This window comes from Streptomyces sp. cg40, from assembly GCF_050320165.1.
Taxonomy (GTDB): Bacteria; Actinomycetota; Actinomycetes; order Streptomycetales; family Streptomycetaceae; genus Streptomyces; species Streptomyces hokutonensis.
In genome coordinates, this window is the sequence record NZ_CP190128.1 from 7,672,238 (window position 1) to 7,687,882 (window position 15,645).

Annotated in this window: 16 protein-coding genes; 7 read left to right on the forward strand and 9 right to left on the reverse strand. The window is 70.8% G+C overall.

Annotation, left to right across the window (positions count from 1 at the left end; genetic code table 11):
* Window positions 1-11 precede the first annotated feature (11 nt).
* The 3 genes from ACQHII_RS34525 to cobT form a co-directional block, all read right to left on the reverse strand.
* Window positions 12-674, reverse strand: a complete 663-nt coding sequence (locus tag ACQHII_RS34525) for a hypothetical protein (protein ID WP_427922954.1) — start codon at window positions 672-674, stop codon at window positions 12-14.
* Window positions 671-2,437: a phosphatidylglycerol lysyltransferase domain-containing protein gene (locus ACQHII_RS34530; protein ID WP_427922955.1), complete on the reverse strand. Its 1,767-nt coding sequence runs from the start codon at window positions 2,435-2,437 to the stop codon at window positions 671-673. Before ACQHII_RS34530 ends, ACQHII_RS34525 begins: the two co-directional genes overlap by 4 nt.
* A gap of 69 nt (window positions 2,438-2,506) precedes the next feature.
* Window positions 2,507-3,598 (reverse strand): nicotinate-nucleotide--dimethylbenzimidazole phosphoribosyltransferase, encoded by a 1,092-nt coding sequence (cobT, locus tag ACQHII_RS34535; RefSeq protein WP_427922956.1) that lies wholly within the window; start codon window positions 3,596-3,598, stop codon window positions 2,507-2,509.
* Window positions 3,599-3,735: 137 nt separating this feature from the next.
* On the opposite strand from cobT, the gene ACQHII_RS34540 reads away from it, so the two are divergent.
* On the forward strand, window positions 3,736-4,260 hold the full coding sequence (locus ACQHII_RS34540; RefSeq protein ID WP_427922957.1) for a methyltransferase domain-containing protein: 525 nt from the start codon (window positions 3,736-3,738) through the stop codon (window positions 4,258-4,260).
* On the opposite strand, the gene ACQHII_RS34545 is transcribed toward ACQHII_RS34540, so the two are convergent.
* Entirely contained in the window at window positions 4,249-5,451 is a 1,203-nt protein-coding gene (locus ACQHII_RS34545) for a bifunctional adenosylcobinamide kinase/adenosylcobinamide-phosphate guanylyltransferase (protein WP_427922958.1), read from the reverse strand. The two genes, ACQHII_RS34540 and ACQHII_RS34545, sit on opposite strands and share 12 nt — an antisense overlap.
* 113 nt (window positions 5,452-5,564) lie before the next feature.
* Here ACQHII_RS34545 and ACQHII_RS34550 point away from each other — a divergent pair, with 113 nt between their 5' ends.
* Window positions 5,565-5,777 (forward strand): hypothetical protein, encoded by a 213-nt coding sequence (locus tag ACQHII_RS34550; protein WP_019075820.1) that lies wholly within the window; start codon window positions 5,565-5,567, stop codon window positions 5,775-5,777.
* Window positions 5,778-5,822: 45 nt separating this feature from the next.
* Here the strand turns inward: ACQHII_RS34550 and ACQHII_RS34555 are convergent, their stop codons facing one another.
* The 3 genes from ACQHII_RS34555 to ACQHII_RS34565 all read right to left on the reverse strand — a co-directional run bounded on the left by ACQHII_RS34555 (window position 5,823) and on the right by ACQHII_RS34565 (window position 8,369).
* Window positions 5,823-6,905 (reverse strand): S1C family serine protease, encoded by a 1,083-nt coding sequence (locus ACQHII_RS34555; RefSeq protein ID WP_427922959.1) that lies wholly within the window; start codon window positions 6,903-6,905, stop codon window positions 5,823-5,825.
* A gap of 76 nt (window positions 6,906-6,981) precedes the next feature.
* A complete protein-coding gene (locus tag ACQHII_RS34560) occupies window positions 6,982-7,683 on the reverse strand; it encodes a class I SAM-dependent methyltransferase (protein ID WP_427922960.1) in 702 nt (233 codons plus the stop codon).
* Window positions 7,684-7,766: 83 nt separating this feature from the next.
* Window positions 7,767-8,369 (reverse strand): DUF3043 domain-containing protein, encoded by a 603-nt coding sequence (locus ACQHII_RS34565; RefSeq protein ID WP_427922961.1) that lies wholly within the window; start codon window positions 8,367-8,369, stop codon window positions 7,767-7,769.
* 287 nt (window positions 8,370-8,656) lie between these two features.
* On the opposite strand from ACQHII_RS34565, the gene ACQHII_RS34570 reads away from it, so the two are divergent.
* From ACQHII_RS34570 to ACQHII_RS34585, 4 genes are all read left to right on the forward strand, one after another.
* Complete coding sequence (locus tag ACQHII_RS34570; protein WP_019075815.1) at window positions 8,657-9,457, forward strand: PspA/IM30 family protein; 801 nt, start codon at window positions 8,657-8,659, stop codon at window positions 9,455-9,457.
* 34 nt (window positions 9,458-9,491) lie between these two features.
* The gene (gene pspAA / locus ACQHII_RS34575) at window positions 9,492-9,770 is read left to right on the forward strand and encodes a PspA-associated protein PspAA (RefSeq protein WP_427922962.1); all 279 of its coding nucleotides are present in this window, start codon (window positions 9,492-9,494) and stop codon (window positions 9,768-9,770) included.
* 136 nt (window positions 9,771-9,906) lie between these two features.
* Window positions 9,907-11,127 carry a sensor histidine kinase gene (locus ACQHII_RS34580; RefSeq protein WP_427922963.1) on the forward strand — a complete coding sequence of 407 codons (1,221 nt, stop codon included), beginning with the start codon at window positions 9,907-9,909 and terminating at the stop codon, window positions 11,125-11,127.
* The gene (locus ACQHII_RS34585) at window positions 11,124-11,807 is read left to right on the forward strand and encodes a response regulator (protein WP_019075812.1); all 684 of its coding nucleotides are present in this window, start codon (window positions 11,124-11,126) and stop codon (window positions 11,805-11,807) included. The genes ACQHII_RS34580 and ACQHII_RS34585 overlap by 4 nt, the downstream gene beginning before the upstream one ends.
* Window positions 11,808-11,817: 10 nt before the next feature.
* Here the strand turns inward: ACQHII_RS34585 and nadA are convergent, their stop codons facing one another.
* Complete coding sequence (gene nadA / locus ACQHII_RS34590; protein WP_093625820.1) at window positions 11,818-13,002, reverse strand: quinolinate synthase NadA; 1,185 nt, start codon at window positions 13,000-13,002, stop codon at window positions 11,818-11,820.
* A gap of 277 nt (window positions 13,003-13,279) precedes the next feature.
* Between nadA and ACQHII_RS34595 the strand changes: the two genes are divergently transcribed.
* On the forward strand, window positions 13,280-13,636 hold the full coding sequence (locus ACQHII_RS34595; RefSeq protein WP_019075810.1) for an iron-sulfur cluster assembly accessory protein: 357 nt from the start codon (window positions 13,280-13,282) through the stop codon (window positions 13,634-13,636).
* 88 nt (window positions 13,637-13,724) lie between these two features.
* Here the strand turns inward: ACQHII_RS34595 and ACQHII_RS34600 are convergent, their stop codons facing one another.
* On the reverse strand, window positions 13,725-15,551 hold the full coding sequence (locus tag ACQHII_RS34600; protein WP_427922964.1) for a hypothetical protein: 1,827 nt from the start codon (window positions 15,549-15,551) through the stop codon (window positions 13,725-13,727).
* Window positions 15,552-15,645 lie beyond the last annotated feature (94 nt).

The window sequence follows — 15,645 nt, forward strand, 5'->3', positions numbered from 1 at the left end:
CCCCGCCCCGCCTACCGAACCCGCAGCCGCCGGTGTCGTAGCGCCGAGGCCAGGCACAGCAGTCCCACCGCGATGATCGCCGCCAGGTGTTCCTTGCCCGCGAGGTTGCCCTTCAGCATGACCTCGATGGCCATCGCGCCGGTCACCGCGAGTGCCGTCGCGTACGCGCCGTAGCGCCACGCGACGAAGACCGCGAGGCCGACCACCGCGGCCGAGGGGCCCGTGTCCACGACGAGGCGGTCCGAGCCGGGCAGCCCGAAGGGGTTGTCGAAGCCGAGCCAGATGCCTAGGCGGGCGTAGAGCGTGCCGGCGAGGGTCGCGGCGTAGGCGATGACCAGGGTGCGCCGGCGGCCGATGCAGATCTCCGCGATGCCGAAGACGAACAGGATCTGGGCCAGGGCGCCCCACACGGGGAGGTCCAGGGCCGGGACGAAGAGGGAGAGCGGGGTGCGCAGGAGGGCCAGCCACAGCGGGTCCTCGGCCCGGACCGCGCCCGCGTCCTGCACGAACTGGTAGCCCCAGGACTGGTTCTGGACGAATTGCAGGGCCGCCGTCAGCAGCACCGCCCCGATCGTCATCGGGATCGCCCGCCAGCGCTGCTTCAGCAGGGGCTCGCGCACGGTGACGTAGAGCAGTCCCCATTCGGCGCGGGCCCAGCGGGCGAGGCGGTTCATCTGTGCGTCTCCAGGTGCTTGCGGTGCAGCCACTTCGGCAGTCCCGGCGCCTCCAGGAACCCCTCGGCACGCGCCGACGCGAGGCCGATGCGCAGCAGGTCCGCGCTCTTCTCGAAGAGCAGGAACCGGGGTTCCCAGATGGGCCGGTACTTGGCGTTGGCGCGGTACAGCGACTCGATCTGCCACCACCGGGAGAAGAAGCTGAGGAGTGACCTCCACAGCCGCAGCACCGGTCCGGCGCCGATCCGCGCCCCCCTTTCGAAGACCGAACGGAACATGGCGAAGTTGAGCGAAACCTGGGTGATTCCGATCTCCTGGGCGCGGCGCAGGAGTTCGATCACCATGAACTCCATGAGCCCGTTGTCGGAGTCCCGGTCGCGGCGCATCAGGTCGAGGGACAGCCCGTGCGGGCCCCACGGCACGAAGGACAGCACCGCTCTCAACTCGTCTTCCCCGTCCGTGCATTCGAGCATCACGCACTGCCCGTCGTCGGGGTCCCCGAGCCGCCCCAGCGCCATGCTGAACCCGCGCTCGGTGGCCCCGTCCCGCCAGTCGTCGGCCCGCTTCAGCAGGTACGCCATCTCCTCGGCCGGAATGTCCTCGTGGCGGCGGATGCGGACCGTGTACCCGGCCCGCTTCACCCGGTTGTAGGCCTGCCGCACGGTCCGCATGGCGCGGCCCTCAAGGGTGAAGTCGGCGACCTCGACGAGGGCTTCGTCACCGAGTTCGAGGGCGTCGAGCCCGTGCCGCGCGTAGACGGTGCCGGCCTCCTCGCTCGCGCCCATGACGGCCGGAATCCATCCGTGAACGCGGGCTTCCGCGAGCCAGGGCTCGATCGCGCCGGGCCAGGCCTCGGGGTCGCCGATCGGGTCGCCGGAGGCCAGCGACACCCCGCCGACGACCCGGTAGGCGACGGCCGCCTTGCCGGTCGGCGACCACACCACGCTCTTCTCCCGGCGCAGCGCGAAGTACCCGAGCGAGTCCCGCTCGCCCTGCCGCTCCAGCAGCGCCCGCAGCTTCTTCTCGTCGTCCTCGGTGAGCGGGTCGACGGCGCGCCGGGAGCGGAACGCGGCGTAGAAGACCGCGAGGACCAGGACGGTGCTGAGCACGTTGATGGCGACGTTGGCCCAGTTCGGGGTCCAGATGCCGGGGAAGCGGTTCTCCGGGGCGGCGATGGACACCAGCCGGAACGAGCCGTAGTGCCAGCGCTCCAGGAACGTCGAACGGGACGCGTCGTGCGCCTTGTTGGTGACCGTCACCAGCAGCGCGGCCAGCAGCGAGGCGGCCAGCGTGCCGCCGACGGCGACGACGGCGGCGAGCCGGGGGTTGGACCGGTCGCCCTTCGCGTAGAACTCCCGGCGCCCCACCAGCAGTGCGGCGACGAACGCGGCGGTCAGGCCCAGGGAGATCCAGTTCTGCGCGTACTGGCGGATCTCCTGGAACGACATCGCGAACCCGAACAGCGCCAGGAACAGCCCGCTGACCACCAGGTTCAGGATCCACGCGGCGCGTTTGCGGCGCCGCATGGTGATGGCGAGGAACGCCGTGAAGACGCCGGACGCGAAGCCGGCGGTCAGCAGATACGGCGTGAAGAAGTTCTCCTGGTTGTGCCGTCGTACGTCCTGCCCCAGCGAAACCCACGCCGCGCTGAGGAAGTTGATGAACGCGACGGCCCGCAGATACCAGACGGCGAAGGCCGCGGCCCGCCGCGAGGTACCTGTGCTGTGACGTTCCTGAACGGGCCCGACCCGGACATCTCCCATGAAGGAGGATCATATGGGTGTTGTTGCGGCGAACGTTTCTTTTCCGTCGCCGCAACGATCACACTCGGATCACTCCTCGGGCTTCTCCGCCTCGACCGGCTCCTCCGGCTCCTCCTCCGGCTTGAGCGGGAGTTCGGCCGCGAGTGCCGCCGCGGCCTGCACCAACGGCAGCGCGAGCAGCGCGCCCGCGCCCTCGCCGACGGTCACCCCGTGGTCGAGCAGCGGCTCCAGCGCCATCCGGTCCAGCGCCTTCGCCTGCCCCGGCTCCCCGCTGTTCTGCCCGGCCAGCCACCAGTCCGGCGCCCGGAACGCGACCCGCTGACCCACCAGCGCACAGGCGGCGGCCACGACTCCGTCCAGGATCACCGGCAGCTTCCGTACGGCGCTCTGGAGCAGGAACCCGGTCATCGCGGCGAGGTCGGCGCCGCCCACCGTCGCCAGCAGCTGCAACTGGTCGCCCAGCACCGGCCGGGCCCGGCGCAGCGCGTCCCGGATCGCCGCGCACTTGCGCATCCACGCCAGGTCGTCGATCGCGAGCCCGCCCCGCCCCGTGACCACGGACGCGTCGGTGCCGCACAGCGCGGCGATCAGTACGGAGGCCGGGGTCGTACCGCCGACGCTCACATCGCCGAGCACCACCAGATCCGTACCGGAGTCGGCCTCGTCGTTCGCCACGGCGACACCCGCCTCGAACGCGGCCGTCGCCTCCTCCAGGGTCAGCGCGTCCTCGATGTCGATCCGCCCGCTGCCCCGCCGTACGCGATGCTTCACGACCTCGTCGGGCAGCGAGTCCGGCTCGCAGTCCAGGGCCATGTCCACGATCCGCACCGGCACCCCGAGCCGCCGGGCGAGCACCGCCGCCGGGCTGCCGCCCTCCAGCACCGACCGCACCAACTCCCCGGCGCTGCCCGCGGGTCGGGCCGACACACCGAGTTCGGCGACCCCGTGGTCGCCCGCGAACAGCACCACCCGCGGCCGTTCGACCGGCCGCACCGGCACGGAGGACTGCGCCGCCGCCAGCCACTCACCCAGGTCGTCGAGTCGGCCCAGCGCCCCTGGCGGCACGATCTGACGTTCACGCCGCGCCTCGGCGTCACGGCGCACACCACCGTCGGGGCGCTCGATCAGATCGGTGAAGTCGTCGAGATTAAGCGAGCTCATTCGCCGAACAGTACCGGCAGCGATCGCGCGCGACAGAGCCACATGGCCACCACGCGCCCCGGACGTCCTTGCCTCCAAGATCCGTATCCCGTACGTATCGTTTTGCACCGTTTTGCCGTACGTCCCCGGGAGCCGCCATGAACAGCCTGCGCACCCGCGTCAGCGCCCTCGACGAGCGACGCCGTCACCGGACCCTGGCCCGCGCGATCCTGCGCCTGCTCCCCGAACCCGAGAGCTGGCTCGACGTCGGCACGGGCGACGCCCACTTCCCCGAGACCGCGAAGGAACTCTTCCCGTACACCTCCTTCGACGGCCTCGACCCCACTCCCCGGGCCGTCCGCGCCCGCGCCGCCGAACGCATCGAGGAGGCCTACGCCGGCCACCTCACCGACCCGCACATCACCTCCGCCCTGCACGCCCGCTACGACGTCGTCACCCTCCTCCGCGACCGCACCCCCGCCCCCGACCCCGCCGCCGAACTCCACGCGGCCCTCACGGTCCTGCGCCCCGGCGGCCTCCTCCTCATGGAAGGACGCCCGGACGGCCTGCGCGCCCAACTGGAGCCCCACGACTGCGAGATCGTCCCGGAACCCCGCCGCCTCCCGGACCGGCTCCCGGCCCCGCAGCGACTGATCGTGCGCCGGAAGCCGTCAGCCCCGTAGCGCGAGAGCCTGCCCGGCAACCACCAACAACACGTGCTCGCACTCACCGGCGATCGCCGCGTTCAACCGCCCGAGCTCGTCGCGGTACCGGCGCCCGGACGCGGTCGCCGGCACGATCCCCGAGCCGACCTCGTTCGACACGGCGACCAGGGTCCGCCGGGTGGCCCGCACGGCGGCGGTCAACTCCCGTACCCGCTCCCGGAGTTGCTTCTCCCCGCCGTCCCCCCACTCCGTGTCGTCCCACGCCCCCACGGAGTCCATCGCGTCCGTCAGCCACAGCGACAGACAGTCGATCAGCAACGGCGGCCCGTCCTGCGCCAGCAACGGCACCAGGTCACAGGTCTCCGCCGTACGCCACGACCCCGGCCGCCGCTCCCGGTGCGCGGAGACCCGCGAGGCCCACTCGGTGTCCCCGTTGCGCGAGCCGCCGGTGGCGACGTACAGCACATCGGGGAACGCCTCCAGCCGCCGCTCCGCCTCCACCGACTTCCCGGACCGCGCCCCGCCCAGCACGAGCGTCCGCCGCGGCACATCGGGCACGTCCTCGTACACCCCCACGGTCAGCGTCGACCCGTCCGGCACGGCCCGCGCCCCCACGGCGGCCAGTCGCCGCGTCAGCTCCGCGCCCGGCGGCACATCGTGGTCGAGATGCACGGCGATCACATCGGTCGCGGGCCCCATCGCCCCCACCGCCCGCAGCTTGGCCAGCGCGTCCGGCCGCCCCACGACATCGGCGAGCACCATGTCGTACGACTCGACGACCCCCTCCTCCAGCCCGGCCGGCGCGGCCCCGGGCGGCAGATACAGCACCCGCTGTCCGTCCGGCCCCGTGACGGCGTACCCGGTACCCGGCGCGTCCATCGCCACTGCCCGCACCCGGTGCCCCGTCAGCAGCGCCAGCTCCCGCCCGTCCGGCACCCGCCCCGGCTGCGGCAGCCCCACCGGCACCTCCACGGCGGGCCCGTCGTGCGGATGCGACAACAGCACCTGCCGCACACCCCCCAGCGAATGCCCGGCCCGCGCCGCCGCGAACGCGGCCCCCGGTGTCAGATCCAGCAACAGCGTCCCGTCCACGAGCACGGCGGTGGCAGCCCGGGCATCGACACCCAGCGACACGGCACAGGCCGCACAGGGACAGTCGGGGCGGGGGAGTCCCGCGGGGGCACCGGTACCGAGCAGAGTGAGTTCCACGGTGTTGATTTTCGCGCGCCTGACCAGGTGTTGCGCATCAGACTAGGCTTCTCGGAGAAGCCGGACCAAGATCCGGCTTCTGCTCTGCATGCGCTGAGACCTTGGAGGCGTACATGGCGGCATGGATCTGGCGGTTCGAGAAGTCCGACGGGACCGAGGTCGAACCCGCGGTCCCGCCGGAGGAGTTCACCACGCAGGGGGACGCGGAGTCCTGGCTCGGCGAGGTGTGGAAGGACCTCGTCGCGGGTGGCGCGGACCAGGTGCGGCTGTTCGAGGACTCCACGGAGATCTACGGCCCGATGAGCCTGCACGCCGAGGAGGCGTAACCGGGGGAGAGGGGGCGGCCGGAGAAAGACCGGCCGCCCCCTCCCTCACTGCTCGCCCAGCGTCACATCGACCTTCTTCGACGCGCCGTTGCGCGTGTACGTCACCGTCGTCCGCTGCCCCGGCCTGTCGGAAGCCAGCGCCTCCGACAGCGAGGTGATCGTGCTGATCCCCGTGTCGCCGAGCTTCGTGATGATGTCGCCGGCCCGGATGCCGGCCCTGTCCGCGGCCCCGCCGCTCTTCACCGCGACCACGGCGACCCCGGCGGCCTGGTAGCTGTCGTCAACGACCGTACGGCCGGTGATGCCGAGCGCGGCCCGCCCGGAGTCGGTCACCTTGCCGTCCTTGATGATCTGGTCGGCGACCGTCTTCACCATCGAGGACGGGATCGCGAACCCGATCCCGGGCGCGGCACCGCCCCCGAAGGCCGGGTCGGTCGCCGCGAGCGTCGGGATACCGATGACCTGCCCGTTCAGGTTGACGAGCGCGCCCCCGCTGTTGCCGGGGTTGATCGCCGCCGAGGTCTGCACCATGTTGGCGATGGTCGCGCCCGTACCCCCGCCGCTGCTCCCCTCGCTGACGGTCCGTCCGGTCGCCGACACGATGCCCTGCGTCACGCTGGACGACAGTCCCAGCGGCGAGCCCATGGCGAGGACGATCTGCCCGACCTCGACCTTGGCGGAGTCGGCGAAGGTCGCCGCCTTCAGCCCGTCCGGCACCTTGTCCAGCTTGACGACGGCCAGGTCCTGCTCGGGATACGAGTAGACGAGCTTCGCGGTGAGCACGTCCTCGCTGTTCGCGGTGGTCACCTTGAAGGTCTTCTCGTTCCCGACGACGTGCGCGTTGGTGACGATGTGCCCCTGGCCGTCGTACACGACCCCCGACCCCAGATCACTGCTGGCCTGGATCTGCACGACCGACGGCAGGACCTCCTTGATCACCTTCTGGTAGTCGCTCTGGAGATCGTCGCTCGCCATCGGCACGGCGGCCTGGGCGGCCTGCGCGGTCGAGGTGTCCTTCTTCGAGGAGGACCCGGAGCCGCCGCATCCGGCGACCAGCGCGAGCGAACAGACGAGCAGAGCCATGGGCCGCAGGGCACGGACACGGGTACGGGCAGGGGAAGAGTCCATACGCCGAGTGTCTCTTTGGGGTGAATGCCCGGCTTGTGCTGCTGACCCGAACGGGCCCCTGGACCGTGGGCTGCGATCAGCCCCGCACACCGCACAGATGCAGCAGCGCGGCCACCGCCCGATACGGGTCGGTCCGCCCGGCCCGCTCCTCGGCGGCCAGCAGCGGTTCGACGTCGTCCGGGATCTCGACGCCCTCCGGAGCCGTGTCGGTGAAGACCCGCACGCCGTACCAGGCCTGAAGCGGCGCCCCGATCCCCGCCAGCGTCGCCGTCAGGGTGTCCAGCCGGTCGGCCCGCACATCCAGGCCCAGCCGGTTTCGGTACGCGGTCGAGTCGAACGCGGTCAGCGCGGTCGCCCAGTCCCAGGACAGCCCGGGCCGCATCGCCAGCGCGTCGGCGTTCCGCACGAGCAGGGACAGCAGTCCGCCCGGCGCCAGCATCCGGGCAAGGCCCGCGAGCAGCGGATCGGGCTCGGAAACGTACATGAGTACGCCATGACAGAGCACGACGTCGAAACTGCCCGGCAGGAAGTGCACGCCCGTGTCCCGGCCGTCGCCCTCGATGATGCGCACCCGCTCCCGGATGCCCTCGGGCTCACCGGACAGCGCCGCACGCGCCGCGGCGATCATCGTCGGTTCCTGTTCGAGCCCGGTCACCTGATGCCCGGCCCGGGCCAGCCGCAGCGCCTGCGTGCCCTGGCCCATCCCGACGTCGAGCACCCGCAGCCGCTGCCCGACCGGATACCGGCCGGCTATCTGCTCGTCGAGCTGCCGGGCCACCAGCTCCTGGCGTACGACGTCCCGCAGCCCGCCCAGCCTCGCCAGCCAGGCTTCCGCCGCGCCCCCGGAGAAGGAGTCCGCGCTCAGGGCCGCTCTCCGCGCTTGACCTGCGGCTTCGGCAGCCGGAGTCGACGCATCTGGAGGGAGCGCATCAGCGAGTACCAGACCGTGCCCTTGGTGTCCTGGCCCGGGAAGCGCTCGGCGAGCTGCTTGCGGATCCGGAACACGTTCAGGAACGAGTCGACCACGATCAGGATGATGATCACGAGCCACAGCAGCAGCGCGATGTTCTGCAGCGCGGGCACCTGCACCACGCTGAGCACCAGGATCACCACGGCCATCGGCAGGAAGAACTCGGCGACGTTGAAGCGCGCGTCGATGTAGTCACGCGCGAACTTGCGGATCGGACCCCGGTCACGGAGCGGCAGATCCCGCTCGTTGCCACGGCCGGCCAGCGCCTGGCGCTGCTTCTCCAGCTGCACCCGCCGCTCGTCGCGCTGGCGCTTGGAGGCGTCCTTGCGCGTCAGCGTGGTGTTGGCCACGCTGCGGCGCTGGGTCTGGGCCTCATTGCGCTTGGGCGTGGGCCGACCCTTGGGGGCCTGCGGGTCTCGGGGCTGCTTGGAGTCGGTCGGCGAGGCCTGGTCGGCGGTCGCGGCCTTCTCATCCTTGGCACGGCTACGGAACACAAAACCCAAGCTTACGGGGTGGATGCGGTTGGACCACAGTCCGGTGGGGAACGATCCGGCAACACCAGTCGTCTGTAGGGGGACAAGAGAGACGTCGCAGACGGTCGGCTCCGGGTTGTTACCCGGGGAACACCTACTCCTTACGCCGGAGCGGGACCGTAGGCAGTCGTCCTTGGGGATGAGCGCATCCGTCCCCGAACAGTGCGGTAATGGATGCAGGGCCCGTACTGTGGGTTCTGTTGCAGTCGCTGGAGCTGGAGTCCGTCAGAAGGGGGCGCGCGAAGCCCATGAGCGGTGTCATGAAGCGTATGGGGATGATCTTCCGCGCGAAGGCGAACAAGGCCCTTGACCGGGCCGAGGACCCGCGCGAAACCCTCGATTACTCGTACCAGAAGCAGCTGGAGCTGCTTCAGAAGGTACGCCGGGGTGTGGCCGACGTCGCCACGTCACGCAAGCGTCTGGAGCTCCAGCTCAACCAGTTGCAGTCGCAGTCCTCGAAGCTGGAGGACCAGGGCCGCAAGGCGCTCGCGCTGGGCCGTGAGGACCTGGCCCGCGAGGCGCTCTCGCGCCGGGCCGCGCTCCAGCAGCAGGTGACCGACCTGGAGACCCAGCACACCACCCTCCAGGGCGAGGAGGAGAAGCTCACCCTCGCGGCCCAGCGCCTCCAGGCCAAGGTGGACGCCTTCCGTACGAAGAAGGAGACCATCAAGGCCACGTACACGGCGGCCCAGGCACAGACCCGGATCGGCGAGGCCTTCAGCGGCATCTCCGAGGAGATGGGCGATGTCGGGCTTGCCATCCAGCGCGCCGAGGACAAGACCCAGCAGCTCCAGGCCCGCGCCGGCGCCATCGACGAACTGCTCGCCTCCGGAGCCCTGGACGACCCGACCGGCATGGCCAAAGACGACATCCAGGCCGAGCTGGAACGGCTGTCGGGTGGTACGGATGTAGAGCTGGAACTCCAGCGGATGAAGGCGGAGCTGGCCGGAGGTTCGGCCTCGCAGCAGGCGATCGAGGGCGGCAAGGACCAGTCCCAGTCGCAGTCGTCGGCCCAGCCGCAGGACACCCCGCGCTTCGACAAGCAGTGACGTGATGTGACGGCCCACGCCTGAGGAGGGCGACATGATCGTACGGATCATGGGGGAGGGGCAGGTGAGGCTGGCCGACGGCCACCTCACCGAACTCGACAAGCTGGACGACGTACTCCTGAGGGAAGTGCAGAACGGCGACGGCCCCGCCTTCCGCGAGACCCTCCAGGCCCTCCTGGCCAAGGTCCGCGAACTGGGCGAGCCACTGCCGGACGACTCCCTGGAGCCGTCCGAACTCATCCTCCCGTCCCCGGACGCGACGCTGGAGGAGGTCCGCGACCTGCTGAGCGACGACGGCTTGATCCCGGGGTGAGGGCGGGTTTTCGCGGTTTGCGTTTTCAACGCCGGTCACTTCTCAGCCCGTCCGGCGTTTGAGGACGAGGCCCCTTCAGGGCCGAAGTGGGGGTCTGGGGGCGCAGCCCCCAGGAGGGACGCCGTACGGTGCCAGCATGAGCGTTCTCGACCGGGCCCGCTGCCAAGCGAAGGCACACCCCTCCGCGCTGGACGCGGTGCTCGCCGCCGCGGTGCTGGTGTGCATGGTGGCCGGGTCGTTCGTGGATCCGCACGGAGGGCACGGCGTCAGCTGGGGCATCCGCACCCCTGACCCCCTCAGCCTGATCCTGATGGCGGTCGGCGCCGCCGCGCTCGTCTGCCGCCGCCGCGCCCCGATGATGGTCCTCGCCGTCACCGCCACCGCCTCCCTCGTAGAGAGCGTCACCAGCGACCCGCGCGCCCCGGTCGCGATGTGTGCCGTGGTCGCCCTGTTCACCGTCGCCGTCACCACCGACCGCTCCACCACCTGGCGCGTCGGCCTCCTCACGATGACCGTGCTGACCGGCGCCGCGATGCTCGGCGGCCCGCTCCCGTGGTACGCGCAGGAGAACTTGGGCATCTTCGCCTGGACCGGCATGGCCGCCGCCGCCGGGGACGCCGTACGCAGCCGCAAGGAATTCGTGCACGCCATACGCGAGCGCGCCGAGCGGGCCGAACGCACCCGCGAGGAGGAGGCCCGCCGCCGGGTCGCCGAGGAACGCCTGCGCATCGCCCGCGACCTGCACGACGTGGTCGCCCACCACATCGCCCTGGTCAACGTCCAGGCCGGAGTCGCCGCGCACGTCATGGACAAGCGCCCCGACCAGGCCAAGGAAGCCCTCGCCCACGTACGCGAGGCCAGCCGCTCCGCGCTCAACGAACTCCGCGCCACCGTCGGCCTGTTGCGCCAGTCCGGCGACCCCGAGGCCCCCACCGAACCGGCCCCCGGCCTCGACCGCCTCGAAGAGCTCGCCGGCACCTTCCGCAGCGCGGGCCTCCAGGTCCTGGTCGCCCGCGCGGACAACGGCACCACGCTCCCCGCAGCCGTGGACCTCGCCGCGTACCGGGTGATCCAGGAGGCCCTCACCAACGTGCAGAAGCACGCGGGCATCGAGGCGAAGGCCGAGGTGAGCGTCGTACGGGTCGGCCCGAACGTGGAGGTCACCGTCCTCGACAACGGCTCCGGCGAGGACCACGACCCCGACTCCGGCGGCGGTCACGGCCTGCTCGGCATGCGCGAGCGCGTCACCGCCCTGCGCGGCACCCTCACCACCGGTCCCCGGTACGGAGGCGGCTTCCGCGTCCATGCGATCCTGCCGGTCAAGACCCGCCCACGCGCCTCGGGGGACCCCGTATGACGACGATCCGTGTCCTGCTCGCCGACGACCAGGCCCTGCTGCGCAGCGCCTTCCGCGTACTCGTCGACTCCGAGCCCGACATGGAGGTCGTGGGAGAGGCCTCGGACGGCGCACAGGCCGTACGGCTGGCGAAGGAGGAGCGGGCCGACGTCGTGCTGATGGACATCCGGATGCCCGGCACCGACGGCCTCGCCGCCACCCGCATGATCAGCGCCGACCCGTCCCTCGCCCATGTCCGGGTGGTCATCCTGACGACCTTCGAGGTCGACGACTACGTGGTGCAGTCGCTGCGCGCGGGCGCCTCCGGCTTCCTCGGCAAGGGATCCGAGCCCGAGGAACTGCTGAGCGCGATCAGGGTCGCCGCGGCGGGAGAGGCACTTCTCTCCCCAGTCGCGACCAAGGGCCTGATCGCCCGCTTCCTCGCCCAGGGCGACCTGGACGAGGACCGCGACCCGGCCCGCGCCGAACGCCTCGAAGCCCTCACCGTGCGCGAACGCGAGGTCCTCGTCCAGGTCGCGGGCGGCCACTCCAACGACGAGATCGCCGAACGCCTGGAGGTCAGCCCCCTGACGGTGAAGACCCACGTCAACCGCGCCATGGCCAAACTCGGCGCCCGCGACCGGGCCCAACTCGTCGTCATCGCCTACGAGTCGGGCCTGGTCCGGCCGCGAGTGGAATGACCCGGCAGCCCTACGGCAGCGCCAGCATCCGCTCCAGCGCCAGCTTGGCGAACGCCTCCGTCTCCTTGTCCACCTCGATGCGGTTGACCAGGTTGCCCTCGGCGAGGGACTCCAGGGTCCACACCAGGTGGGGGAGGTCGATGCGGTTCATCGTCGAGCAGAAGCAGACGGTCTTGTCGAGGAAGACGATCTCCTTGCCCTCGGGCGCGAAACGGTTCGCGAGCCGGCGTACGAGATTCAGCTCGGTGCCGATGGCCCACTTCGAACCGGCCGGGGCCGCCTCAAGTGCCTTGATGATGTACTCCGTCGAGCCGACGTAGTCGGCCGCGGCCACGACCTCGTTCTTGCACTCGGGGTGGACCAGGACGTTGACACCGGGGATGCGGGCGCGCACGTCCTCCACCGACTCCAGCGAGAAGCGGCCGTGCACCGAGCAGTGGCCGCGCCACAGGATCATCTTCGCGGACCTCAACTGGTCCACGGTGAGGCCCCCGTTGGGCTTGTGAGGGTTGTAGACCACGCAGTCGTCGAGGCTCATGCCCAGGTCGCGGACGGCCGTGTTGCGGCCGAGGTGCTGGTCCGGCAGGAACAGCACCTGCTCGCCCTGCTCGAAGGCCCACTCCAGCGCGCGCTGCGCGTTCGACGAGGTGCAGATCGTGCCGCCGTGCTTGCCCGTGAACGCCTTGATGTCCGCGGAGGAGTTCATGTACGAGACGGGGACGACCCGCTCGGCTATGCCGGCCTCGGTCAGCGCGTCCCAGCACTCGGCGACCTGCTCGGCGGTGGCCATGTCGGCCATCGAGCAGCCGGCCGCGAGGTCGGGCAGGACGACCTTCTGGTCGTCGCCGGTCAGGATGTCCGCGGACTCCGCCATGAAGTGCACACCGCAGAACACGATGTACTCGGCCTCGGGGCGCGCGGCGGCGTCCCGGGCCAGCTTGAAGGAGTCGCCCGTGACGTCGGCGAACTGGATGACCTCGTCGCGCTGGTAGTGGTGGCCGAGCACGAAGACCTTGTCGCCGAGCTTCTCCTTGGCCGCGCGGGCCCGCTCGACCAGGTCCGGGTCGGACGGCGAGGGCAGGTCACCGGGGCACTCGACACCGCGCTCGCTCCTCGGGTCGGCCTCCCGGCCGAGCAGCAGCAGGGCGAGGGGCGTCGGCTGGACGTCGAGCTCCTGGGTCTGGGCGGTGGTCACGACACACACCCTTTCTGTTCTGCGAGACATACCTTTTCGTCGAATTGACGCTATCTATCATAACTGCTTCACGTCAGTTTGACGATGGCCATAGCGTCGATGTGACATCAATCCCGGTGGATGCTCGATACGCGCTCAGCGGGGGACCTTGCGGGGGTGTGCGAGCATGGAGAGAGGTGCCGGGGGAAAGACACCGGGCACGGCCCGGAATGAATCCACGGCCCCGGCGGTTGACATCGTCGGCAAGCAGTCTCCGTACAACCCGGGAGAGATGTAGATGTCCGTATCGGACGAGACCAGCACCGTCACCGACGGCATCCTTCTGTCCGACGCCGCCGCGGCGAAGGTCAAGGCCCTGCTCGACCAGGAAGGCCGGGACGACCTGGCCCTGCGCGTCGCCGTCCAGCCCGGTGGCTGCTCCGGCCTGCGCTACCAGCTCTTCTTCGACGAGCGCTCCCTCGACGGCGATGTCGTCAAGGACTTCGGCGGCGTCAAGGTCGTCACCGACCGCATGAGCGCCCCGTACCTGGGCGGCGCCTCCATCGACTTCGTCGACACCATCGAGAAGCAGGGCTTCACGATCGACAACCCGAACGCGACGGGCTCCTGCGCCTGCGGCGACTCGTTCAGCTAAGCCCCAAAAGCAGTCGTAGTACGGCGAAGGCGGCGGCCCCCTCCGACAGGGCCGCCGCCTTCGGGCTTTTCCGGTGCCCGTGTGCCGGTTACCGGGCCAGCGAGGGCTCCGCGCCCGCCGTCGGCCGGGTGCTCTTCTCCACGGGGATCGCCTTGCCGTCCGCCCCCACGACCTTCCGGTCGCCGAGCGGGGCCTTCAGCTCCACGTTCTGGTGGTAGATCTTGGCGATCATGATGCAGATCTTGTTCGGCCAGGGCGTCGCGGTCACCGTGACGGTCACCTTGTCCGAAGTCTCCACGGCCGTCGTCCTGTAGTCGGCGCACACCCCACCGGTGAAGGCCACGGTGAGGGTCTTCCCGTCGGCCGAGTACCCGTCCGCCTTCACATCGTGCGGAGCCGCGGTCGCCGTGGAAGTCGGCGTCGGCGTGGGCGTACCGGCCGAGGCCAGATACTTCGGATCGATCGCCGGGTACGTCACCGTGAAGCTGTCCTGCGTGCCCGACTGCCGCACCTCGAACAGCCAGGACGGCACCAGCGCCGGCTTCCCGGCCACGGAGTGCGCGGCCAGCCCGAACACCGCGTGCTCGACGACGGCGGCAGCCTGCGCGGGAGTGGCGGAGCCGGCGGTCGACGATCCGCAGGGCGCCTCCAGCCGGTCCTTCAGCGGTACGGGACTGGCGCAGCCGCCGATGCCCATGCGGTGGTCGGTCCCCGGCGCCGCGTTCAGCAGCGCCAGGGTCTTCTGCGCGCTCAGCACCGGATAGACGTCACCCTTCATCGGCGCCGCCAACTGCCCGCTCCCGCCGACCACTTCACCCTGGGCGCTGACCGTCAGCCCGGTCGTCCAGCCGTGCGTGGGCAGCCCACCGACCAACGGTTCCGCGTTCACCACCCGCTGCGCGCCCATGAGTTGACTCGCGTCCACCTTCGCGTCGTCCTGGCCGACGGCCTTGAGGATCGGTGCGGCGGCCTGCTTCGCTACCGCGACACTCACCGGGTCGGTGGCCGAAGTACCGGGATCCTGCGCGCACTTGAGGGTGTCGGTGCAGTTGTCGGTACCGGGCGCGTAGCGGTTGAACGTCCACAGGCCGGGTGCCGCCTTGTTCACCTGAAGACTCGGCCCGCTGCCGTCCTGCCCGCCGACCTTCCAGTACTGCCCCTCGGCCACCGGTGTCCCCACGACACCGAGCGCCTTCGCGAGCCGGGCCACATCGTCCTTGGCGACCTGGCCCTCCGCCGCATACACGGCCGCGGAGCCGGGTCCGCCGGGCAGGGTGCCCTGGGCCTTGTAGGTCTCGCCGTACGGATTCGGCTCCCCGGACGCGATCCCGCTCGTACCGCCCGTCGCGTACCCGTCGAGTGCGAGCGCCGGGGGAGTGCCGTCGGCACCGGAGGCCGCGGATCCGGTCCCGTCCCCCGAACCGCCGGAGGACGAGGAGGACGCGAGGTACGCGCCGCCGCCTCCGACGAGGAGTACGGCGGCGGCCACTGAGGCGATGACGAGGGGGGACCGGGACCGTGATCGCGACGGATGCCCGTCGTCGGTGTGGTCGGAATGGCCCGAGTGGTGGTCGTGCGGGCGGACGGCTTCGGAGGGCTCGGAGGGTTCGGCCGCTTCCGGAAGGTCGGCCTGCGGTTCGGATGTCACCGGGGCGAGCTGTTCCGAGGGAGCGGGCGCTACGTCGGTCGCTTCGGGCTCCGTCTTCTCGGGCCCTGCCGCTCCGGGTTCCGTCCCCTCCGGCCGGTCGGCCTCCTCGGAAACGGCAGCCTCATCCGTTTCCTCGGCCACTTCTCCATCGGCCCCGGTGTCCTCGACCTCGGGCCCCTCCACGGCGCCCTTCACGGCGTCCCCCACGCCCGGCACATCATCGGAGGCGCCGTTCGCGTCCTCGTTGTCGGGTCGCTCGGTGTTCACCGCATCGCTCCTTCGGCTGCGCAACTGTCCCATGACCCTGACCAGCCCCTGTCAAAGAGGCAGGCGAAAGGGTCGTATCCCGCATCCCCTTTAC